Below are 21,382 nucleotides of genomic sequence, written 5' to 3' on the forward strand. Positions count from 1 at the left end.
CCCGGTGTGGGTGGTGGTTTGGGGGGGCCGCGGGGGGCCCCCCCCCCCGGGGGGGGGGGGGGGGGGGGGGGCCCCCCCCCCCCCCCGCCGCTCGTCGGCCGTCAGGCGTCGACCTTCTCCATGACCTCGTCCGAGACGTCGAAGTTGGCGAAGACGTTCTGCACGTCGTCGCTGTCCTCCAGCGCGTCGATCAGCTTGAAGATCTTGCGCGCGCCCTCCTCGTCGAGCTCGACCTGCATGGTCGGCACGAAGTTGGAGTCGGCCGAGTCGTAGTCGATGCCCGCCTGCTGGAGCGCGGTGCGGACCGCGACGAGGTCGGTGGCCTCGGAGAGGACCTCGAAGGACTCGCCGAGGTCGTTGACCTCTTCGGCGCCCGCGTCCAGGACCGCGTCGAGCACGTCGTCCTCGGACAGCTCGCCCTTGGGGACGATCACGACGCCCTTGCGGTTGAAGAGGTACGAGACCGAGCCCGGGTCGGCCATGGAACCGCCGTTGCGGGTCATGGCGACGCGGACGTCGGACGCGGCGCGGTTGCGGTTGTCGGTCAGACACTCGATGAGCACCGCGACGCCGTTCGGGCCGTAGCCCTCGTACATGATCGTCTCGTAGTCGACGCCGCCCGCTTCGAGGCCGGCGCCGCGCTTGACCGCGGAGTCGATGTTCTTGTTGGGGACCGAGCTCTTCTTGGCCTTCTGGATGGCGTCGACGAGCGTCGGGTTGCCCTCGGGGTCGGAGCCGCCGGTGCGCGCCGCGACTTCGATGTTCTTGATCAGCTTCGCGAAGAGTTTGCCGCGCTTGGCGTCGATCACGGCCTTCTTGTGCTTCGTCGTAGCCCATTTAGAGTGGCCGGACATCTGCCTGTCTCCTTCGCGTAACCAATTTCTGAACGAACCCCAGAGATCCTACCGGGATCCCGTCAGCGTCCCGCGCGCACCATGTCGGTGAAGTACGCGTGCAGCCGGTGGTCGCCGGTCAGTTCGGGGTGGAAGGAGGTCGCCAGGGCGTTGTCCTGGCGCACGGCGACGATGTGCCCCTCGTGCTCGGCGAGCACCTCCACGCGGGCGCCGACCGACTCCACCCAGGGCGCGCGGATGAAGACGCCCTCCACGGGGCCGCCCGCCACGCCCGCGACCTCGACGGCCGATTCGAACGACTCGTTCTGCCGTCCGAAGGCGTTGCGGCGCACGATCATGTCGATGCCGCCGAAGCTCTCCTGGTCCGAGCGCGGGTCCAGGATCTTGTCGGCCAGCATGATCATGCCGGCGCAGGTGCCGTACACCGGCATCCCGGCCGCGATCCGCTCGCGCACCGGCTCGCGCATCCCGAACAGGTCGGCGAGCTTGGAGATGGTCGTGGACTCGCCGCCCGGGATGACCAGGCCGTCCACCTCGGCGAGCTCTTCGGGCCGCCGGACCGGCCTGGCCAGGGCGTCCGCCGTGGCCAGGGCGATCAGGTGCTCGCGCACGTCGCCCTGGAGCGCCAGGACGCCGATCACCGGAGTGGTCATCACCAGCCCCGGTTCGCGTAGCGCTCGGACTCGGGCAGGGTGTCGCAGTTGATGCCGACCATGGCCTCGCCCAGGTTGCGGGAGGCGTCCGCGATGATCTTCGGGTCGTCGTAGAAGGTGGTGGCCTTCACGATGGCGGCGGCGCGCTTGGCCGGGTCGCCCGACTTGAAGATGCCGGAGCCGACGAAGACGCCCTCGGCGCCCAGCTGGCGCATCAGCGCGGCGTCGGCCGGGGTGGCGACGCCACCGGCGGAGAACAGCACGACGGGGAGCTTGCCGAGCTCGGCGACCTCGCGGACCAGCTCGTACGGGGCGCGCAGCTCCTTGGCGGCGGCGTACAGCTCGTTGTTGTCGAAGCCGCGCAGCTTGGCGATCTCGTTCTTGATCTGGCGGATGTGGCGGACCGCCTCGACGACGTTGCCCGTGCCGGCCTCGCCCTTCGAACGGATCATGGCCGCGCCCTCGGCGATGCGGCGCAGGGCCTCGCCCAGGTTGGTGGCGCCACAGACGAAGGGGGTGGTGAAGGCGAACTTGTCGCTGTGGTTGACCTCGTCGGCCGGGGTCAGCACCTCGGACTCGTCGATGTAGTCGACGCCGAGGGACTGGAGGATCTGCGCCTCGACGAAGTGGCCGATGCGCGACTTGGCCATGACCGGGATGGAGACCGCCTCGATGATCTCCTCGATCATGTTGGGGTCGGACATCCGGGCGACGCCGCCGTCCTTGCGGATGTCGGCGGGCACCCGCTCCAGGGCCATGACGGCCACGGCGCCTGCGTCCTCGGCGATCTTCGCCTGCTCGGCGTTGACCACGTCCATGATCACGCCGCCCTTGAGCTGCTCGGCCATGCCGCGCTTGACGCGCGAGGTGCCGATCGCCGAGGAGTCAGCGGACTGCGGGGTGGTGGAAGGCGTGCTCGACACGGGGCGACCTCATTCGTCAAACGTGGCCCACGGGTGCGGGCCGGGGATGTCGGTCACCTGGATCACCGTGATCACCCGTCGTCGGGGTCCGTGCGACGCCCGAGGTGGCGGGGGTGACGACATCAGCGAGGAAACCGTCAGGGAGCAGTCCACAGCAAGGGCCAATGAGGAGGCGGTGGATCGTTTTGGTCGTACGGGTGTGGCACCGCCGTGTCCGCGTACGAGGGTCTACGCGTGCTTACGGCTGGGATCCGGGCCGGTCGGCCAGGGCCACCGGCGGCTCGTCGTCCATCTCGAAGGCCATCGGGAACGGCGCGTGGCCCGCGAGCCGGAACCAGCGCACCTTGCGGTGCCGACGGAGCGCGCGGGCCGCGCGCACCGCGTCGTTGTGGAACCTGCGCGCCATCGGCACGCGCCTGACCGCGGCCGCGAGCTCGGTCGCCGCCTCGTCGCCGCCCGGGGCCTCGCGCACCGCCTCCATCTGCTCCGGCTCGCCGAAGACCGCGCGCAGCGCCTGGCTCAGCTCGCTCTCGGCGACCTCGCGCTGCTCCTCCTCCGCCTGGCGCGCGGCGTGCGCGGCCTGGTAGAGCACGATCGAGGCGGCCGGGTCCAGCACGCCGGACGTGGCCAGCTCCTGGGCGACCGAGGCGCGGCGCAGCAACTGGGCGTCGAGCGCGGCTCTGGCGGCGTCGATCCGGGAGTGCAGACGGTCCAGGCGGCCCGCGGTCCAGCTGAGGTAGAGCCCGGTCGCGAAGAGCGCGACGGCGATCCAGATGAGGGTTACGGTCACGGACAGTAAGGCTACCGCCGGTGGGTGGCTCGGGTTCCGCTACGCGGGGCCGTCCCCTACCCGCCCCTTCCCGAAACCCTCCGGGGGCCCTGCGGGGCGGGTTGGGTACGCGCGGCGTGTGCCCCACTCTCGCGCAGTTCCCCGCGCCCCTGAAGGGGCGGGGCGACGGACCCCACCGAACCGCCCGGGAAAGGGCCCCGCCCGCCTACTCCCGCGTCAGGCCGAACCGGGCCCGGAGCCCCACCCCGGACCTCTCGTCCGTCGCCACGGACGCGGCCCCGTCCGTCACCGTCTCGTACACGGCCAGGATGTCCGCCGCGACCGTCGACCAGTCGAACCGCCGCACGTGCGCGCTCCCCCGCACCCGCAGCTCGTCCCGCCGCTCCGGATCGCCGAGCAGCCGGATCGCGGCCTCCGCGAGGGCGTCCGCGTCCTCGTTGGCGAACAGCTCGCCCGCCGCGCCCTGGTCGAGCACCTGGGCGAACGCGTCGAGGTCGGAGGCGAGCACCGCCGCGCCCGCCGACATCGCCTCGACCAGGATGATCCCGAAGCTCTCGCCGCCGGTGTTCGGCGCGACGTACACGTCGACGCTCCGCAGCAGCCGCGCCTTGTCCTCGTCGCTGACCATCCCGAGGAACTCCACGCGCGAGCGCATCCCGGGCGGCAGCGTGGCGACCGCCTCCTCCTCGTCGCCGCGCCCCGCGACCAGCAGCCGCGCGTCGGGGCGCGCCGCGAGGATCGCGGGGAGCGCCTTCATCAGGACCGGCAGGCCCTTGCGCGGCTCGTCGATGCGCCCGATGAAGCCGAGCGTCTGCCCCTGCCACTCCGCCTTGGGCTCGGCCTTGTCGAAGAAGCCGACGTCGACGCCGTTGGGGATGACGACCGCGTCGCCGCCGAGGTGCTCCACCAGCGTGCGCCGCGCGTACTCGCTGACCGCGATCCGCGCGCTGATCTTCTCCAGCGCGGGCTGGAGGATCGGGTACGCGGCGAGCATCACGCGCGAGCGCGGGTTGGAGGTGTGGAAGGTGGCGACGATCGGCCCCTGCGCCGCCCAGCAGGTGAGCAGCCCCAGCGAAGGCGTGGTCGGCTCGTGGATGTGGATGACGTCGAAGGTGCCCTCGTGCAGCCAGCGCCGTACCCGGGCCGCCGAGAGGAAGCCGAAGTTGAGGCGGGCGACCGAGCCGTTGTACGGCACGGGCACCGCGCGCCCCGCGGGGACGACGAACGGCGGCAGCGGGGTGTCGTCGTCGGCCGGGGCCAGCACCGACACCTCGTGGCCGAGGCCGATCAGGTGCTCGGCCAGGTCCCTGATGTGGAACTGGACGCCGCCCGGCACGTCCCAGGAGTACGGGCAGACGATCCCGATCTTCACAGCCGCTCCCCCTCCGCCGCGTCCCGTGCCCCGGACCCGGCCCGTTCCTCCGCCGCGTCCCGCTCGCCGGGCCGCGGTTCCAGGTCCGCGAGCCACAGCCGCTGGAGCATGTGCCAGTCCTCCGGGTGCTCGGCGATCCCCGTGGCGAACGCGTCGGCCAGCGCCTGGGTCATCGCGGCCGTCCGCTCGCCGCGCGTCCCCGCCCCTGGCACGTCGACCGGCGCGTGCACGCGCCCCTTCATCACGGGCGTGTCGTCGTACCAGAGCGTCACGGGCAGCAGCAGCGCGCCCGTCTGCTGGGCGAGCAGCGCGGGCCCGGCCGGCATCCGCGCGCTCTCGCCGAAGAACTCCACCTCGACGCCCGACGCCGACAGGTCGCGGTCCGCGACCAGGCAGACCAGGCCCCCGGCCCGCAGCCGCCGCGCGAGCGTGCCGAACGCGGCGCCGCCGGTGTGCGGCAGCACCTCCATGCCCAGCGACTCCCGGTAGGCGACGAACCGGTCGTACAGCGTCTCGGGCTTCAGCCGCTCGGCGACCGTCGTGAACGGCACCCCCAGCGCCCGCGTGACCCAGACGCCCGCGAGGTCCCAGTTGGCCAGGTGCGGCAGCGCCAGCACCACGCCCCGGCCCGCCGCGAGGCCGTCCGTCAGGTGATGGACGTCCTTCACCTCGAAGCTGTCCTTCGCCCGCTCCGCGCTCCAGGCCGGCAGCCGGAAGGACTCCATCCAGTAGCGCATGTACGAGCGCATCCCGGCCTTCGACAGTTCGGCCAGGCGCGCGGGCGTGGCGTCCGGCACCACGCGCGCGAGGTTCGACTCAAGCCGCAGCACGCCCTTGCCGCGCCGCTTCCACGCCTGGTCGGCGATGGTGCGGCCGAGCTTCACGGCCACCGGCTCGGGGAGCTTCTTGACGGTGGCCCAGCCCAGCCCGTACAGCGAGTCGGTCAGCCGCTCCTTCATCGTCAGGCTCCGCTCTCCTGCGTGGCGGAAGCGGCCTCGGCGGCGGCCGCCGCGTCGGCCTCGGCGGACTCGCGCCTGACCGTCACGACGCGCTGGGCGAGCGTCACGGCCGAGCCGACGGCGACGATCCACAGCGCGACCGGCAGCAGGACGTCGATGCCGGGCACGCCGAACTTGTGCAGCCCCGCGAAGCCCGCGGCGACCAGCGAGATGACGAGCCGCTCGGCGCGCTCCACCAGGCCGTTCACGGCGACGGGCAGCCCGATCGACTCGCCGCGCGCCTTGGTGTACGACACGACCTGACCGCTCGCCAGGCAGAAGATGGACACCGCGCACAGCACGTTGTCGTCGCCCTGTCCCGCGTACCAGAGGGCGAATCCGCCGAAGATCGCGCCGTCGGCGACCCGGTCGAGCGTGGAATCGAGGAATGCGCCCCAGCGGCTGGAAATCCCGGCCTGCCGCGCCATATTGCCGTCGATGAGGTCGGAGAACACGAAAAGCGTGATGACGATCGTGCCCCAGAAGAACTCTCCTCGGGGGAAGAAGACCAAGGCACCCGCCATCACTCCCGCCGTGCCGATGAGGGTGACCGCGTCGGGACTCACCCCACGGCGGAGCAGAAACGCGGCGAACGGTGTGAGGACACGCGTAAAGAATGCACGCGCGTACTTGTTCAGCATGGCCTTCCCGAGGGGTCGGATGGGCCGCGCGGCCCTGTGGCCACCGGCTGGCCCATCGTAGCCAGGACTCGCAGGCTCCACCCCCGGGCACCCCGCCCCGCGGCGTTCGCGCACCTCGGCACACGGGTGGTGTCGCGATCACGTCCGGCGTATGGACGTGACCAGAAGTGAGTGGAAAGCTCGAAAGACCGCGGGCGTCGCCGTCGCCGCCGAGGCGGCCCTCACATGTCCGCGCCTCCTCTTCTTCTCTCCTCACCGTGCAATCGATCCGATCGATCGGGAGGCAAGGAACATGGGTGACAAGGCGAGCGCACACCCCGGAGCCGCCGGCAGGGCGGCAACGGCCGACCACCCCGCATCCGTACGGAATGTGGTGCTGGTCGGCCACAGCGGATCGGGCAAGACGACCCTGGTCGAGGCCCTGGCGCTGACGGCGGGGGCGATCAACCGCGCGGGCCGCGTCGAGGACGGCGGGACCGTGTCGGACTACGACGAGATCGAGCACCGGCAGCAACGCTCCGTACAGCTCTCCCTGGTGCCGGTCGAATGGGGCGGTTACAAGATCAACCTTCTCGACACCCCCGGCTACGCGGACTTCGTCGGGGAGCTGAGGGCCGGTCTGCGCGCCGCGGACGCGGCCCTGTTCGTCGTCTCGGCGGCCCAGGAGGCGGACGCCGTCGCCGCGTCGACGCGCATGGTGTGGGAGGAGTGCGCGGCCGTCGGGATGCCGCGCGCGATCGTCGTCACGCACCTGGACACCGCGCGCACCGGCTTCGACGAGCTGACCGCGGTGTGCGGCCGCGTCTTCGGCGGCGACGACCCGGACGCCGTGCTCCCGCTCTACCTGCCGGTGTACGGCCCCGAGGCGCCGGACGGGCACGCGCCGACGACCGGGCTGCTCGGGCTGCTCTCGCAGAAGGTCTTCGACTACGCGTCGGGCGAACGCAAGGAGGCCTCGCCCGCCGACGACCAGCTGCGGCTCATCGAGGACGCCCGCAACCGGCTGATCGAGGGGATCATCGCGGAGAGCGAGGACGAGTCGCTGATGGACCGCTACCTCGGCGGCGACGACATCGACCTCAAGACGCTCGTGACCGACCTGGAGAAGGCCGTCGCGCGCGGCATCTTCCACCCGGTGCTCGCCGCCGCGCCCGCGCCCGAGGGCGCCAGGCACGGCCTCGGCACGGTCGAACTCCTCGAACTGGTCACGGGTGGCTTCCCGACCCCGCTGGAGCGCGCGGCGCCGGACGTCACCACCCCGCAGGGCGCGGCCCGCCCGGCGCTCTCCTGCGACCCCGCGGGGCCGCTGGTCGCGGAAGTGGTGAAGACGGCCTCCGATCCGTACGTGGGCCGGATCTCGCTGGTCCGGGTCTTCTCCGGCACGCTGCGCCCCGACGAGACCATCCACGTCTCGGGGCACGGGCTCGCCGACCGGGGCCACGAGGGCCGCGCCTTCCACGAGGCCGACGAGCGGGTCGGGGCCCTGTCCGCGCCCTTCGGCAAGCAGCAGCGCACCCTGGGCCGGTGCATCGCGGGCGACCTGGCCTGCGTCGCGAAGCTGTCGCGCGCCGAGACCGGCGACACCCTCTCCGCCAAGGACGACCCGCTGCTGATGGCGCCCTGGGAGATGCCGGACCCGCTGCTGCCGCTCGCCATCGAGGCGCACAGCAAGGCGGACGAGGACAAGCTCTCCCAGGGGCTCTCGCGGCTGGTCGCGGAGGACCCGACGATGCGCCTGGAGCAGAACCAGGACACCCACCAGGTGGTGCTCTGGTGTCTGGGCGAGGCGCACAAGGACGTCGCCCTGGAACGGCTGCGCAGCAGGTACGGGGTGCAGGTGGACGTCGTCCCGCACAAGGTGTCGCTGCGCGAGACGTTCGCGGGCAGTTCGGCGGGGCGCGGACGGCACGTCAAACAGTCGGGCGGCCACGGCCAGTACGCGATCTGCGAGATCACCGTCGAGCCGCTGCCGCCGGGCTCCGGCATCGAGTTCGTCGACAAGGTGGTGGGCGGGGCCGTGCCGCGGCAGTTCATCCCGTCCGTCGAGAAGGGGGTGCGGGCGCAGGCGACGCGCGGGGTGGCGGCCGGGTACCCGCTGGTGGACGTGCGGATCACGCTGCGCGACGGGAAGGCGCACTCGGTGGACTCCTCCGACGCGGCGTTCCAGACGGCGGGCGCGCTGGCGCTGCGCGAGGCGGCGGCGGACGCCAGGATCGACCTCCTCGAACCGGTCGCGGAGCTCCAGGTGCTGGTCTCCGACGACTACGTGGGCCCGGTGATGAGCGACCTGTCGGGCCGGCGGGGCCGGGTGGTGGGCACCGAGCAGGCGGGTCCGGGGCGGACCCTCGTAAGGGCGGAGGTGCCGGAGATCGAGATCGGCCGCTACGCGGTGGACCTGCGCTCCCTCTCGCACGGGACGGGCCGCTTCGGCCGCGCGTACGCCCGGCACGAGGCGATGCCGCCGCAGTTGGCCGACCGGATCCGCGAACAGGCGGAGAAGGGAGCCTAGTCGGCGCCGGTCCCCGCAGGCCGCCCGTCCGCGCGTCGGGCGGCCTGCCATGCTCTCCTGACGTGGCGGCGACGGCCCGATACGCTGTGGTCCCAGCTCAGAAGGTGTGCCGGGTGCGGTAGTTGGGAACAGGCCGCAGCAGTGGTCGGGATGCGCGGCGATGTGGGGGCAGGCAGTGGCAAACGACAACGACCCTTTCCTTCCGGGGGCGCAGGTACCGCTCCAGGGACCGGCGGGGCAGACGGCCGCGACGTTCGCCCTGGCGTCCGCCGCGTACCGCGACAGCCCGGTCGCGCAGATCCTCGACGCCAACAACGAGTGGCACCAGTCCGACGTCCGCAAGGGCAAGTTCTCGCTCTTCGAGCCGAACCTCGGTGAGGCGTTCTCGCGCGCCGTGCAGGTGCGGATGCTGGGCGGGGCCCGCAAGCCGCTCATCCAGTCCTTCGGCACCGAGCCGGGCACGATCGTGGAGCACTGCCTGGCCGCGAGCGGCATCCGCAAGGCGCGGGACACCAAACTGACCGCGGTGATGGTGTTCTTCGGGCTGCTGTTCCTGCCGGGGCTGCTGCTGTGGCTGGGCGTCTTCCAGCTGCGCCGCACGCTCGCCGGATCGCAGAACAAGAACGTCGGGGCGATCGGCACGGCCGCGATGGCTGCGGTGCTCGTGCTGGCCGTGATCTTCCTGGTGCGGCTGCCGTTCACCGGCTTCCTCGCGCTGTACCTGCGGGCGATGATCGTCGCCCCGGTGCTCGGCTGGTTCGTGGCCAAGCAGATCGCCGAGCGCACGGCCCAGGACCTGCGCTCGCGCTGGTCGAGCCTGCTCGGCGGCGGGGGCGGCGGCTTCGGCGCGAAGATCCCCGAGTCCGTGCCGAAGAACCCGGGCGACGCCGCCCGCGAACAGCTCCGCCAGGGCCTGCAGAAGCTCTCGGCCGAGCAGCAGTCCAACTCGGTCTTCTACGCGGGCCCCAAGGGGATACTGGGCATGGGCACCCGCTGGGGCAGCTGGCAGCTCGCCGAGGACCTGGTGTCCAAGGACCCGAACCGGGACTTCGACCAGTTCCGCAGCTGGGACGTCATACGGGCCATCGAGAACGACCTGCGGCTGCTGGAGCGCGGCCCCCTCAACACCGGCGGATTCCCCGCCCCTTCGGTGACGAACTGGATCGTCTCGCCGGTCGGGGAGAACGCCAAGGAGGTCTCGCGGCCCAGCGGCGACGGCGTCGCCACCTTCCAGGTGAAGCCCGCGGAGATACAGCGGATCTGCGACCAGCAGCAGTTCGGCGGCGGAAACCGGCACTACCTGGGCGTGCAGTTCACGCTCTGGGACGGCCAGCTGGTGATCACGATGATGGTCACGGTCACCGTCCTGCTCAAGACGCTGCGCATCGAGGTGACCGGGCACGCGCTGGGGCCCGTGCACTCGCTCTTCACCTCCAAGCCGAAGGCCAAGGTGAAGACGGTCTCCAAGACGGTGCGCTTCTGGGAGACCAAGGACATCAAGCAGCCGCTGGTGGAGGCCAAGGAGGTGGTGCGGCTCGCCGCCCGCGCGCCGCTGACCTGGTTCCCGCCGGTCCTGGACTTCATGGGCGGCGGGCTCTCGCTGCCGGAGCCGTTCGGCCTGCGGCACGCCTGGGCCGAGAAGCCCTGGCGCCACCGCTTCATGGCCGACGACGCGATGCGCGCGGCCACGCCCGTCCTGCGGGTGGTGCACGAGGCCGCGATCCGGGTCCTGAACGACAACGGCGTGGACACCGAGCGCTTCGGGAACCGCTCGATGGTCCTCAGCGGCATGGTCCAGGACCCGACGCCGCGCAGGGCGGACGTCTACGACGCGTAGCGGCCACGGCCCGCGTGGCCGCCGCGCGTGCGGCGGCTACGCGGCGGTCGGCCACGCCTCCGCGAGCATCTTCCGGGTGTCGGCGAGGAGTTGGGGCAGCACCTTGGTGTGGCCGACCACCGGCATGAAGTTGGTGTCGCCGCCCCAGCGCGGCACCACGTGCTGGTGGAGGTGCGCGGCGATGCCCGCGCCCGCCGCTGCGCCCTGGTTCATGCCGATGTTGAACCCGTGCGCGCCGGACGCGGCGCGCAGCGCGGTCATCGCCTGCTTGGTCAGCTCGGCGAGTTCGGCGGTCTCGGCGCCGTCCAGCTCGGTGTAGTCGGCGACGTGCCGGTAGGGGACCACCATCAGGTGCCCGCCGTTGTACGGGTACAGGTTGAGCACCGCGTACACGTACCGGCCGCGCGCGACGACCAGCCCGTCCTCGTCGGACTTCGACGGGATGGAGCAGAACGGACAGCCGTCGTCGGCCCCCGGCCCTGTCGGCTTGTTCTCGCCTTGGATGTACGCCATCCGGTGGGGCGTCCACAGGCGCTGGAACGCGTCCTGCGTCCCCACTCCGATCTGCTGCTCGGGCTCAGTCGTCATGAGGTGCAGCATATGACTTCGCCCGCACGGATCGTGCCGCCGGGGCGGCCGGAAAGGGCGGAGCCCCCGGGAGGCGGTGCCTCCCGGGGGCTCCGTACGGACGCGGCCCGGGTCAGACCTGGACGCGGCGCTCCACGACGTCGAGGAGCTTGGCGATGGCGTCCTCGCGCGGGATGCCGTTCTCCTGCGAGCCGTCGCGGTGGCGGAAGGAGACCGTGCCGGCGCTCATGTCGTCGTCGCCGACGATGACCATGAACGGGACCTTGGCCTTCTGGTGGTTGCGGATCTTCTTCTGCATCCGGTCGGACGAGGCGTCGACCTCGACCCGCAGGCCCTTCTTCTTCGCCTCGGCGGCGAACTCCTGGAGGTACTCCACGTGCGCGTCGCCGATCGGGATGCCGACGGCCTGCACCGGGGCGAGCCACGCCGGGAACGCGCCCGCGTAGTGCTCCAGGAGCACCGCGAAGAAGCGCTCGATCGACCCGAAGAGCGCACGGTGGATCATGACCGGGCGCTGCTTGGTGCCGTCGGGGCCGGTGTACTCCAGGTCGAAGCGCTCCGGGAGGTTGAAGTCGAGCTGCACGGTCGACATCTGCCAGGTGCGGCCGATGGCGTCCTTGCACTGCACGGAGATCTTCGGGCCGTAGAAGGCGGCGCCGCCCGGGTCCGGGACCAGGGGCAGCCCCTGCTTCTCGGCGACCTGGCGCAGCGTCTCGGTGGCCTCTTCCCAGATCTCGTCGGAGCCGACGAACTTCTCCGGGTCCTTGGTGGACAGCTCCAGGTAGAAGTCGGTCAGGCCGTAGTCGCGCAGCAGGTCCAGGACGAAGGTGAGCGTCTTGTCGAGCTCGTCCGCCATCTGCTCCTTGGTGCAGTAGATGTGCGCGTCGTCCTGCGTGAAGCCGCGGGCCCGGGTCAGGCCGTGCACGACGCCCGACTTCTCGTACCGGTACACGGTCCCGAACTCGAAGAGGCGCAGCGGCAGTTCGCGGTAGGAGCGGCCGCGCGCGTCGAAGATCAGGTTGTGCATCGGGCAGTTCATGGGCTTGAGGTAGTAGTCCACGCCCTCGTCGAGCTGCATGGGCGGGTACATGCCGTCGGCGTACCAGTCCAGGTGCCCGGACTGCTCGAAGAGCTTGCCCTTGGTCGCGTGCGGCGTGTAGACGAACTCGTAGCCCGCCTCCTCGTGGCGCTTGCGCGAGTAGTCCTCCATGACCCGGCGGATGATGCCGCCCTTGGGGTGGAAGACCGCGAGGCCGGAGCCGATCTGCTCGGGGATGGAGAACAGGTCGAGCTCGTTGCCGAGCTTGCGGTGGTCGCGCTTCTCGGCCTCGGCGAGGAACTCCAGGTGCGCCTTCAGCTCGTCCTTCGACGGCCACGCGGTGCCGTAGATGCGCTGGAGCATCGGGTTCTTCTCGCTGCCGCGCCAGTAGGCGGCGGCGTTGCGCATCAGCTTGAACGCCGGGATGTTCCGGGTGGTGGGCAGGTGCGGACCGCGGCAGAGGTCCTTCCAGCACAGCTCGCCGGTCTTGGCGTCGAGGTTGTCGTAGATCGTCAGCTCGCCCGCGCCGACCTCGACGTCGGCGCCGTCGTCGCTGGACGCGGAGCCCTTGAGGCCGATGAGCTCCAGCTTGTACGGCTCGGCGGCCAGCTCCTCGCGGGCGGCCTCGTCGGTGACGACGCGGCGCGAGAAGCGCTGCCCGCGCTTCTGGATCTCCTGCATCTTCTTCTCGACGGCCTTGAGGTCCTCGGGCGTGAAGGGCTTCTCGACGTCGAAGTCGTAGTAGAAGCCGTCGCGGACCGGCGGGCCGATGCCGAGCTTGGCCTCGGGGAAGAGCTCCTGCACGGCCTGGGCCATCACGTGCGCGGTGGAGTGGCGCAGGATGTTCAGACCGTCCTCGGAGGAGATCTCGACGCCCTCGACGGTCTCGCCGTCGCGCACCTCGTACGAGAGGTCCTTGAGCTCGCCCGCGACACGGGCGGCGACGATGGTGCGCTGGCCCTCGAAGAGCTCGGCGGCCGTAGTGCCCGTCGTCACCACGCGCTCTTCCCGCTCGGAATCGCGTTGGATGATCACACGGACGTCTGACACCGGTCTCTCCTGACTCAGGGGAATGCGCGAGCGGACACTGCGCGCGCCTGAATCGTACCGAGCCCGGCCCCCACCCCGCGAAACGCCTCCCGGAGACGGGTGCGTCCCGTCAGGGGCGCGAGGCCGTACCCGATCTGCGGCTCCGCCGCGCGGGCGCGAACACCAGGCGCCCCTCCCCGCCCCACGGCTCCTACTCTCCCGCCCCGCAGACCTCCCCGAAGAAGTCCAGGTTCTCCTGGAGCGACTTCATCAACCGGTCCCTCTCCACCTCGTCCACCGGCACCGGCACCACCTGGGACGCGTCCGTGAGCCGCCGGAACCCTCCCCGGCTCTCCAGCCGCCCCACCACCCGGATCGGCACCCCCACCAGATGCGCGTGCCCCGCCGTCCGGTACGCCTCCTCGTCCAGCTCCACCCGGACGTGCGGCACCTCCACCCCCGCGAGCACCCGCAGCCGCACCGTCCCCGGCCCCTTCGGCCCCGACCGCCGCATCCTGACCACCGCGCCCGTGATCCGCACCGCGACCGCGGGCTCGTCCTGGAGGTAGCGCGCCCCCGCCTCCCGCAGCGCGGGCAGATCGCCGGGCGAGAACTCCACCGGCGCGGGCCGCGCCGCGCACTCCCGCGGCACCCCCGCGGCGGGCGCCCACTCCATGGCGATCCGCGCCCCCTCGGAGCCCCGCACCAGCGCGACCACGGCCTCCGTGAGCTCCCGGCTCACCCCGGCCCCGACAGCCGCGTCGAACGCCTCCATCCCGCCCGTGGCCCGCCGGTAGTCCACCGCGTCCCGCGCCGCGTGCAGCGCCTGGTAGAGCCGTACGGTCACCGCCCGGCCCCCCGCCCCGACGGGCACGAACGCGGTCAGCCCCCGCCCCCCGAAGGCCCCGCGGTCACCGCCGACCCCATGGGCACCCCCGCCGGCCACGACGAGCCCGCCGCCCGGTCCCGCGCCGGATCCGCCGCCCCCGGCGCCCCCGACGTCCTCCGCCCCGCCCACCAGCACCCCCTCCAGCGCGGCCTGCGCCTGCCTCCGGTGCCGCACGCCGTAGTACCCCGCCCTCCCGCGCACCGCGAGCGCCGCGGCGAGCAGCATCTGGCGCGCCGCCGCCCGGAGCTCGTCCTGCCCCGCCCAGTCCGCCGCGCCCGCCGGTCCTGGCGGGACGTCGCGCCACCACCGCACCTCGTCGCTCGGCACGGCCAGCGAGACGAGCACCTCGCGCGCCGCGGGCACCCCGCACCGCAGGAGGGCCGTCAGCGCCTCGCCGAGCAGTTCCTCGCTGTCGGGGTACGTCCGGTTCTCCGGCACGAGCAGGGAGGGCCCCCCGGCGCCCGCGCCCGGTGGCGGCGTCCACCGCGTGTAGCGGCCCGCCGCTCCCCCGCGCCGCCGCCACCCGTGCCGACCTAAGAGGGCACCGAGCACGGCCGGGTCGACCTGGGCCGGGTCGGGCACGGGCGCGTCGCCGCGGCCGACCGCGTAGGACCCCTCGTACGCCCCCGCGGCCCGCGACACCCGCGGCGCACCGCCGCCGCCCGGTTCCTCCTCGCCCACGGGATGCATCGCCCAGTTCATCAAGGTCTCCCTCCCGCCCCGACGCGGGTCATGATTTCGCAGAGCGCGCGGTCGTCGAAGATCCGCGAGGTCGGTATCCGCACGGTCGTCCTGCGCGCGCCGGTCACCGGATGGCCCGCCAGGTTGATCCAGTAGCAGCAGTGTCTGAGGTCCATCCGGTCGTGCCCGGCCCGCAGCCACTCCTCGCGCGAGCGCGGCACGATCATCACGACCAGGATCTTGTGCACCGAGACCGGCGTCCTGGCCAGCTTCGCCAGGTGCGCGTTGTCCAGGACGAACGGGAAGGCGGGCCCGGCCGGGTGCGGCGACAGCTGGTACGTGCACTTCAGCTGCACCTTGATGGTCACTTCGTCGTCCACGGAGTGCGTCGGCGAGCTGTGGCTCACGTGCCAGTCGATGCCGTTGTCCGGGAACGGCTGCGACAGGGAGCACCCCGCCGCGGCCGCGACCGCGTGCAAATAGCCCACCTGGAGGGTCTCCATGCAGGCGGTGGTGGCGAGCGCGCCGCGCAGCGGTGCGACCCGCTGGGGCAGCAGCCCGCCCGGTTCGGGCTGCGCGAGCGCCATGGCTCCGTGTGCCTTCCGGGCTGTGCCGATCGATTTCCCCGCGACGGGTCGGGCGGTGGCCGCATTCCGGCCGCTCGGCGGAGGTCCGTGAACGTCCGTCAATCTCCGTCCCCGTCACCTGTGTTGTCACCCGCCTGCGTACAGGCCAAACGGCCCGGGTATCACCGATTCGGGCAGATGAATCTCGCCATCTGCCAAGCATGTGCGAGGAGTTCGGCGATGACGCGCTGGTACGAGGGGCCACTGGCCGCTTTCGACACCGAGACCACGGGAGTCGACGTCGAGGAGGACCGGATCGTTTCGGCCTCCCTCGTCGTCCAGGACATGGCGGGCGGACGCGTGCGCGTCACCCGCTGGCTGGTGAATCCGGGGATCCCCGTTCCCCGCGCCGCGACCGACATACACGGCCTGGACGACGCGCACCTCCAGCGCAACGGCCGCTGGCCCTCACCGGTGATGGAGGAGATAGGCAGGGCGCTGGCCGACCAGTGCGCCGCGGGGCGGCCGCTCGTCATCATGAACGCGCCGTTCGACCTGACGGTCCTCGACCGCGAGCTGCGGCGCCACCGCGCCTCCTCGCTCTCCCACTACCTGACGAACGTCCCGCTGTCGGTGCTGGATCCGCGCGTGCTGGACAAGCACCTGGACCGGTACCGCAAGGGCCGCCGCACGCTCACCGACCTGTGCGAGCTGTACGGGATCCCGCTGGACGGCGCGCACGACGCGGCGGCGGACGCGACGGCGGCGCTGGAGCTGGTGCGCGCGATCGGGCGCCGCTACGCGGCCCGGCTCGAACGCCTCAGCCCGTCGGAGCTGCACACCCTCCAGGAGGTGTGGCACGCGGCCCAGGCGCGCGGGCTCCAGGCGTGGTTCACCAAGAACGGCACGCCCGAGCAGGTCGACACCTCGTGGCCGGTCCGCCCCGAACTCCCGGCGCAGGCCGCCTGAGGAGCCCCGGAAAAGCAGGAGGCCGGTCCGTCTGCGACGGACCGGCCTTCCCGGGTGGTGGGCGATACTGGGTTCGAACCAGTGACCTCTTCGGTGTGAACGAAGCGCTCTCCCACTGAGCTAATCGCCCGGGAACGCACCGAACAATACAGGCCCCCGCGGGTTTCGTTCAAACCGCGTTCCCCGCCGCGCCCCGAGCGGTGAGCAGCGCGGCCAGTCCGCGCCGTCCGGCGCGCATCATCACCGCGTGGTTGGCGATGAAGACCGGCCGTCCCAAGGCCGCGAAGCGCCGCATGAGCGGGCGCCGCGCGTCCACCTCCTGCTCGTAGACCGCGCGCGTCCGCGCCCCGCCGCGCCCGGCACCGAGAGCGCCGTCAGCGAGCGTCCAGCGCGCCCAGCCCTCCAGGTCGCCGGTCATGGTCACTTCGAGGATCCGTGCGACGGGGTCGCGGCGCGCGGCGCGGAGCGTGACGCGCAGTTCGTACGGGAGGAAGGAGCGGAAGCGCGCGGTGCCGCTCTCCTCGTCGAGCGGGACGACCTCGCGGACCTGGGGCCACCAGCGCGGGTACCGGTCGGGCAGTTCCAGGACCGCGTAGACGGCGTCCGGGGGCGCGGGCAGTTCCCAGACGCTGCGGAAGCGGTAGTGGCACCAGTCCATGCCCCCAAGTCTGCGTACTCAGAACGGATCTGAGTAGGTCAGCGCATGACCCGCGGTGTGGCGCGGGCCACACTCCGGGCATGGAGAACGTCCCGCCACCCGCCGATGAGCTGGTGCTGCTCGATCGGGAGCTGGTCCGACTGGACGCCCGCAGGGCGCAGTTGCTGGCCCGCCGCGCCTGGCTCGTCGGGGTGCTGCGGTCACAGGCGGCCGCGCCGTGGCCCCGGCCCGCGCGCGCCGCGACCCCGACCGGCCCGTCCGTGCCTTCCCTGCCTGCCTTGCCTATCCCGCCTGCCCTGCCTACCCCGCCTGCCCTGCCTTCCGTGCCGACCGCACCGGCCCCGGACGCGTCGTCGCCGGGCGCGCAGAACGTCCTGCTGGTGCTGGGCGGGGTGCTGCTCGCGGTCGCCGCCATCGCCTTCACGCTGCTGAGCTGGGGGCACCTCGGGATCGCCGGGCGCAGCGCGGTGCTCGGTACGGTGACCGCCGCGGCGCTGGCGGCGCCGGTCGCGCTGGGCCGCAGGGGCCTCGGCTCGACGGCGGAGTCGGTGGCGGCGCTCGCTCTGCTGCTGACGGTCCTCGACGCGTACGCGCTGCACGCGGTGGCGCTGCCGGACACGGACCCGGTGGCCTTCGCCGCCGTCGCCACGGCCGTGCTCGCCCTGGTGTGGCTGGCGTACGGGACGGCGTACGAGGCGGTGAACGCGTCGGTGCCGGCCGGGCTGCGGGGGCCCGTGCCCGTCGCCGTGCTCACCGCGCAGCTCCCGCTGTTCCTCTGGGCTGCGGCGTCGAACGCTTCGGCGACCGGTTTCGGCTGGGCGCTCCTGGGCACGTCCGCGCTGGACGTCGCGGCGGCCGCGCGGCTGCGGCGGGCCGGGGCGCGGCACGTCGCGGTGGCCGCCGGGTGGTGCGCCGGAGGCGCGGCGCTGCTGATCGCCGCCGGGCAGTCCCTGGTGGCCGGATCCCCGGCCGAGGTCCTGTCGCCGTCCCTGCTGCTGCTCGCGGGCGCGGCGCTGGCCGTCGGCGCCGCGTGGAAGTCGGGCGGGCCGGTGCCCGCGACGGCGGGCGGTCTGGCCGTGCTGGCGGCGACCGGCGGCGCGCTCCGCACCATCGCGCCGGACGCCTGGGCGGTCCCCGCGTACGTCATCTGTGCGATCGCGCTGCTCGCGGCGGCACCGGCGGTACGTGACCGGGTACCGCGCCCGCTGGTGCGGGGGCTCTCGGCCGCGTCCTGGACGGTCCTGGCCGCCGCGCTCCTGTGGACCCTGCCGGCGGCGGGCGCCGCGCTGCTGGGCCCGGCGGCGCGCACGGGCACGGACGGGGCGTGGGCGGGCGCCCCCGCCGACGCCCGGGAGGCCCTGGGCGTCGCGCTGCCCTGGGACGCCCTGTCCACGACCCCGCTGGTGCTCCTGGCCCTGGCGGCGACCCTGACGGTAACGCACCGCAACCTGTCGGCGCCGAGCGCTGAAAGGCGCTCCGGGCAGTCCGTCCCCGGAGCCGACCGACCGGGTTCCCGCGGGCCCCCCGGCGCACTCCCCGAAGACGCCCGGGGCCACACCCCCCGCCCCCGCGTCACCCGGCACGCCGCCCCCGGCACCCGAAACCCGGGCACCGGACCCGGCACCCCGCACCGCGGCGCCCCGCCCCGCGCCCGAGGCCACCGCGCCCGGCACCCAGGCCGTTGCACCCGAAGGAGCCCCCGCGCCCAGCACCCGGGCACCGCACCCGGCACCCGGCACCGCGGCGCCCCGCCCCGCGCCCGAGCCCGCCGCGCCCGGCACCCAGGCCGTTGCACCCGAAGGAGCCACCGCGCCCGGCGGCCCGACCCCGCCTCATGGCCCGACCCCGCCTCCAGGTCCGGCGCACGCCCCCTGGTCACCCTGGGTTCCGCGCACGCTCCCCGCGTCGGCCGCCCCGCGCCCCTTCCCGCTCCGCGCCGCCACCGCCAGCGCCGCACCGGTCCTCGGCTGGGCGGCCCTGCTCACCGCGCCGCCCGCCCTGCGCCTCCCGTACGCAGCAACCCTGGCGCTGCACCTCGCCCTGGTGGCCGCGCTCCTCGTGACCGCGGTCCGGCCCGCGCGCCCCGCCGCCCGTCCCCACGGCGCCGACGCGTCCCTCGCCACCACCGCCCTGGTCTGCGCCCTCGCCGGGAGCGGCGGCGCGCTTCTGCTGGCCCTCGCCTCCGAGCCCGCCACCCACGCCGCGCTCGCGGCCCTGTTCCCGCTGTTCACCGCGGCCGCGGTCCGGTCGCACGGGCACGTTCCGCGCGCGGCCTCCGCCTGCGCCGCCGTGGCGGCCGTCCTGTTCGGGGCCGCCTCCCTCGCGGCGGCCGACATCTCCTGGGCGGTCCCCGCGCGGTACGCCGCCCTGACGCTGCTCGCGGTCCCTGCCGTGACCGCGCTCGTCGCGGCCCGGCTGGGCGCCCGCTCCGAAGGCCGCCCCGGTGCCGCCCGCTCGGGCGCCGACCCCACGGCGCTGTCCGTCGAGCTGACCGGCGCCCTGGTAGCCCTCCCCGCGTTCGCCCTGGCCCTCGCGCACCTCCCGACGTTCGCCCTGGTGCTGGCCCTGGCGGGGGTGATCGCCGCCGGGACCGCGCTGCGCCCCGAGCGCCGCCGGGTCGCCGGACGGACCGCCGCGGTCCTCTTCGTCGCGGCGGCCTGGGTGCGCCTCGCCCTCTCCGACGTGACGGCCCCGGAGGCGTACACCCTGCCCGTCACGGTCCCCGCGCTCGTGATCGGCCTGCTGCGCCGCCGCCGGGACCCCCGGACGCGGTCCTGGGCCGCGTACGGCCCCGGGCTCGCGGCCACGCTGCTGCCGAGCCTGCTGGCGGCCTGGGGCGACGCGCACGGGCCGCGTCCGCTGCTGCTGGGCGCCGCCGCGCTGACCCTCACGCTCGTCGGGGCCGGGCACCGCCTCCAGGCGCCGCTGACGCTGGGCGGCGCGGTCCTCGCGCTGGTCGCGCTGCACGAGCTGGCGCCCTACGTGGTGCAGGCGGTCGGGGCGCTCCCCCGCTGGCTGCCGCCCGCGCTGGCGGGCCTGCTGCTCCTGGCGGTCGGGGCGACGTACGAGAAGCGGCTGCGCGACGCCCGCAGGCTCCGCCGCACGCTGGGCCGCATGCACTGACCCCGGCCCCGGGAACGCCGAAGGCCCGGAGACTCTGGAGTCTCCGGGCCTTCGGTCCGGGGTGGGCGATACTGGGTTCGAACCAGTGACCTCTTCGGTGTGAACGAAGCGCTCTCCCACTGAGCTAATCGCCCCGGGCGCACCGCAAACATTACCCCATGTCAGCGGGGCTCCCGACCACCCCTGATGTCACTCGTCGATCTTCCAGGGCATCACGATCCCGAACTTCCAGACGTAGATGCCGCCCAGTACCGCCACGATCACCAGACCGATCGTGGTGAGGATGATGTTGCGACGCCGGACCTTGGGGTCCAGGGCCCGCTGGGCGGCCTCGGTCACCTTCCGCTTCGTCCACCGGAGCACCAGCTGCGCCCAGACGAACTCGGTCGCCCAGATCGCCATGCCGCCGAAGATCACCAGCCAGCCGGGCCCCGGCAGCGGGAGCATCACGATGCCCGCCGCGACCACGGCCAGTCCGACGATGAAGACCCCGACCTGCCAGCTCAGGTGGAGCGTCCTCGACCTCTTGATGAAGTGCGGCGCCCGCGAGCCAAGTGGCTGCTCCGAGTCCGCCCCCGTCGCGGGTGCGTCGGTCGCCGGTACGGCGATCACGCCCCGCTCGTCACTCTCCGCATTCATGGGGGCCAACCTACCGGAAAGGGTTCCTTCACCGGAATGGCTGTATAACCCAAAGTTACACACCGCTATATGAGGTACCTGAAGGGCCACAAAAAGGTCAGAGGGGTTTACAACGGCACCGTAGGTGGCATGTCGATTTCGCCGACGTGCGAATCCCCGAGCGCACACTGAGCGAAAGGCCCTGGCGCTTATGAACACCACGGTCAGCTGCGAGCTGCACCTGCGCCTCGTTGTGTCGAGCGAGTCCTCACTGCCTGTACCGGCGGGCCTGCGGTATGACACGGCCGATCCGTATGCCGTGCACGCCACGTTCCACACCGGAGCCGAAGAGACGGTCGAATGGGTGTTCGCCCGCGACCTCCTCGCGGAGGGCCTGCACCGGCCCACCGGAACCGGCGACGTCAGAGTCTGGCCGTCCCGCAGCCACGGTCAGGGCGTCGTCTGCATCGCGCTGAGCTCCCCGGAGGGCGAAGCACTGCTGGAGGCCCCGGCACGGGCCCTGGAGTCGTTCCTGAAGCGGACCGACGCCGCCGTGCCACCGGGCACCGAGCATCGCCACTTCGATCTCGACACGGAGCTCTCGCACATCCTGGCGGAGAACTGAGCCAGGCCGGGAGCTGCTCG

Annotated in this window: 17 protein-coding genes, 2 tRNA genes and 1 pseudogene; 5 read left to right on the forward strand and 15 right to left on the reverse strand. The window is 72.9% G+C overall.

Annotation, left to right across the window (positions count from 1 at the left end):
* Nucleotides 1-101: 101 nt before the first annotated feature.
* The 7 genes from ACIBNE_RS26535 to pgsA form a co-directional block, all read right to left on the reverse strand.
* Nucleotides 102-854 carry a YebC/PmpR family DNA-binding transcriptional regulator gene (locus ACIBNE_RS26535; RefSeq protein ID WP_399275706.1) on the reverse strand — a complete coding sequence of 251 codons (753 nt, stop codon included), beginning with the start codon at nt 852-854 and terminating at the stop codon, nt 102-104.
* Between the two features lie 62 nt (nt 855-916).
* Nucleotides 917-1,507 (reverse strand): pyridoxal 5'-phosphate synthase glutaminase subunit PdxT, encoded by a 591-nt coding sequence (pdxT, locus tag ACIBNE_RS26540; protein WP_399275708.1) that lies wholly within the window; start codon nt 1,505-1,507, stop codon nt 917-919.
* Complete coding sequence (pdxS, locus tag ACIBNE_RS26545; protein ID WP_399275710.1) at nt 1,507-2,430, reverse strand: pyridoxal 5'-phosphate synthase lyase subunit PdxS; 924 nt, start codon at nt 2,428-2,430, stop codon at nt 1,507-1,509. Before pdxS ends, pdxT begins: the two co-directional genes overlap by 1 nt.
* A gap of 238 nt (nt 2,431-2,668) precedes the next feature.
* Nucleotides 2,669-3,220, reverse strand: a complete 552-nt coding sequence (locus ACIBNE_RS26550) for a hypothetical protein (RefSeq protein WP_399275712.1) — start codon at nt 3,218-3,220, stop codon at nt 2,669-2,671.
* A gap of 205 nt (nt 3,221-3,425) precedes the next feature.
* Entirely contained in the window at nt 3,426-4,592 is a 1,167-nt protein-coding gene (locus ACIBNE_RS26555; protein ID WP_399275714.1) for a glycosyltransferase family 4 protein, read from the reverse strand.
* Nucleotides 4,589-5,551, reverse strand: coding sequence for a phosphatidylinositol mannoside acyltransferase (locus ACIBNE_RS26560; protein WP_399275716.1), 963 nt, complete (start codon nt 5,549-5,551; stop codon nt 4,589-4,591). The genes ACIBNE_RS26555 and ACIBNE_RS26560 overlap by 4 nt, the downstream gene beginning before the upstream one ends.
* A 2-nt stretch (nt 5,552-5,553) precedes the next feature.
* Nucleotides 5,554-6,231, reverse strand: a complete 678-nt coding sequence (gene pgsA, locus ACIBNE_RS26565) for a phosphatidylinositol phosphate synthase (RefSeq protein WP_399275719.1) — start codon at nt 6,229-6,231, stop codon at nt 5,554-5,556.
* Between the two features lie 292 nt (nt 6,232-6,523).
* On the opposite strand from pgsA, the gene ACIBNE_RS26570 reads away from it, so the two are divergent.
* Nucleotides 6,524-8,740 carry an elongation factor G-like protein EF-G2 gene (locus ACIBNE_RS26570; RefSeq protein ID WP_399275721.1) on the forward strand — a complete coding sequence of 739 codons (2,217 nt, stop codon included), beginning with the start codon at nt 6,524-6,526 and terminating at the stop codon, nt 8,738-8,740.
* Between the two features lie 175 nt (nt 8,741-8,915).
* The gene (locus ACIBNE_RS26575) at nt 8,916-10,577 is read left to right on the forward strand and encodes a hypothetical protein (protein WP_399275723.1); all 1,662 of its coding nucleotides are present in this window, start codon (nt 8,916-8,918) and stop codon (nt 10,575-10,577) included.
* A gap of 36 nt (nt 10,578-10,613) precedes the next feature.
* On the opposite strand, the gene ACIBNE_RS26580 is transcribed toward ACIBNE_RS26575, so the two are convergent.
* From ACIBNE_RS26580 to ACIBNE_RS26595, 4 genes are all read right to left on the reverse strand, one after another.
* On the reverse strand, nt 10,614-11,177 hold the full coding sequence (locus ACIBNE_RS26580; protein ID WP_399275725.1) for an HIT family protein: 564 nt from the start codon (nt 11,175-11,177) through the stop codon (nt 10,614-10,616).
* A 100-nt stretch (nt 11,178-11,277) separates the two neighbouring features.
* Nucleotides 11,278-13,254: a threonine--tRNA ligase gene (gene thrS / locus ACIBNE_RS26585; RefSeq protein WP_399275727.1), complete on the reverse strand. Its 1,977-nt coding sequence runs from the start codon at nt 13,252-13,254 to the stop codon at nt 11,278-11,280.
* Between the two features lie 190 nt (nt 13,255-13,444).
* Nucleotides 13,445-14,812, reverse strand: coding sequence for a hypothetical protein (locus tag ACIBNE_RS26590; RefSeq protein ID WP_399276292.1), 1,368 nt, complete (start codon nt 14,810-14,812; stop codon nt 13,445-13,447).
* 11 nt (nt 14,813-14,823) lie between these two features.
* Complete coding sequence (locus ACIBNE_RS26595; protein ID WP_399275729.1) at nt 14,824-15,390, reverse strand: DUF4365 domain-containing protein; 567 nt, start codon at nt 15,388-15,390, stop codon at nt 14,824-14,826.
* Nucleotides 15,391-15,609: 219 nt separating this feature from the next.
* Here ACIBNE_RS26595 and ACIBNE_RS26600 point away from each other — a divergent pair, with 219 nt between their 5' ends.
* Nucleotides 15,610-16,338 carry a 3'-5' exonuclease gene (locus ACIBNE_RS26600; RefSeq protein ID WP_399275731.1) on the forward strand — a complete coding sequence of 243 codons (729 nt, stop codon included), beginning with the start codon at nt 15,610-15,612 and terminating at the stop codon, nt 16,336-16,338.
* A 55-nt stretch (nt 16,339-16,393) separates the two neighbouring features.
* On the opposite strand, the gene ACIBNE_RS26605 is transcribed toward ACIBNE_RS26600, so the two are convergent.
* Both ACIBNE_RS26605 and ACIBNE_RS26610 read right to left on the reverse strand, forming a co-directional pair.
* A tRNA-Val gene (locus tag ACIBNE_RS26605) sits at nt 16,394-16,468 on the reverse strand.
* Nucleotides 16,469-16,507: 39 nt separating this feature from the next.
* The gene (locus tag ACIBNE_RS26610) at nt 16,508-16,996 is read right to left on the reverse strand and encodes an SRPBCC family protein (RefSeq protein ID WP_399275733.1); all 489 of its coding nucleotides are present in this window, start codon (nt 16,994-16,996) and stop codon (nt 16,508-16,510) included.
* A 2,088-nt stretch (nt 16,997-19,084) separates the two neighbouring features.
* On the opposite strand from ACIBNE_RS26610, the pseudogene ACIBNE_RS26615 reads away from it, so the two are divergent.
* A pseudogene (locus ACIBNE_RS26615) lies at nt 19,085-20,119 on the forward strand (SCO7613 C-terminal domain-containing membrane protein); the annotation flags it as partial.
* A 62-nt stretch (nt 20,120-20,181) separates the two neighbouring features.
* Here ACIBNE_RS26615 and ACIBNE_RS26620 read toward each other — a convergent pair.
* Both ACIBNE_RS26620 and ACIBNE_RS26625 read right to left on the reverse strand, forming a co-directional pair.
* A tRNA-Val gene (locus tag ACIBNE_RS26620) sits at nt 20,182-20,253 on the reverse strand.
* 55 nt (nt 20,254-20,308) lie between these two features.
* Nucleotides 20,309-20,758: a TIGR02611 family protein gene (locus ACIBNE_RS26625; protein WP_399275735.1), complete on the reverse strand. Its 450-nt coding sequence runs from the start codon at nt 20,756-20,758 to the stop codon at nt 20,309-20,311.
* A gap of 190 nt (nt 20,759-20,948) precedes the next feature.
* On the opposite strand from ACIBNE_RS26625, the gene ACIBNE_RS26630 reads away from it, so the two are divergent.
* The gene (locus ACIBNE_RS26630; protein WP_003987206.1) at nt 20,949-21,362 is read left to right on the forward strand and encodes an SsgA family sporulation/cell division regulator; all 414 of its coding nucleotides are present in this window, start codon (nt 20,949-20,951) and stop codon (nt 21,360-21,362) included.
* Nucleotides 21,363-21,382: the final 20 nt, after the last annotated feature.

The sequence above is a fragment of the Streptomyces sp. NPDC050504 genome, from assembly GCF_044458065.1.
Taxonomy (GTDB): domain Bacteria; phylum Actinomycetota; class Actinomycetes; order Streptomycetales; family Streptomycetaceae; genus Streptomyces.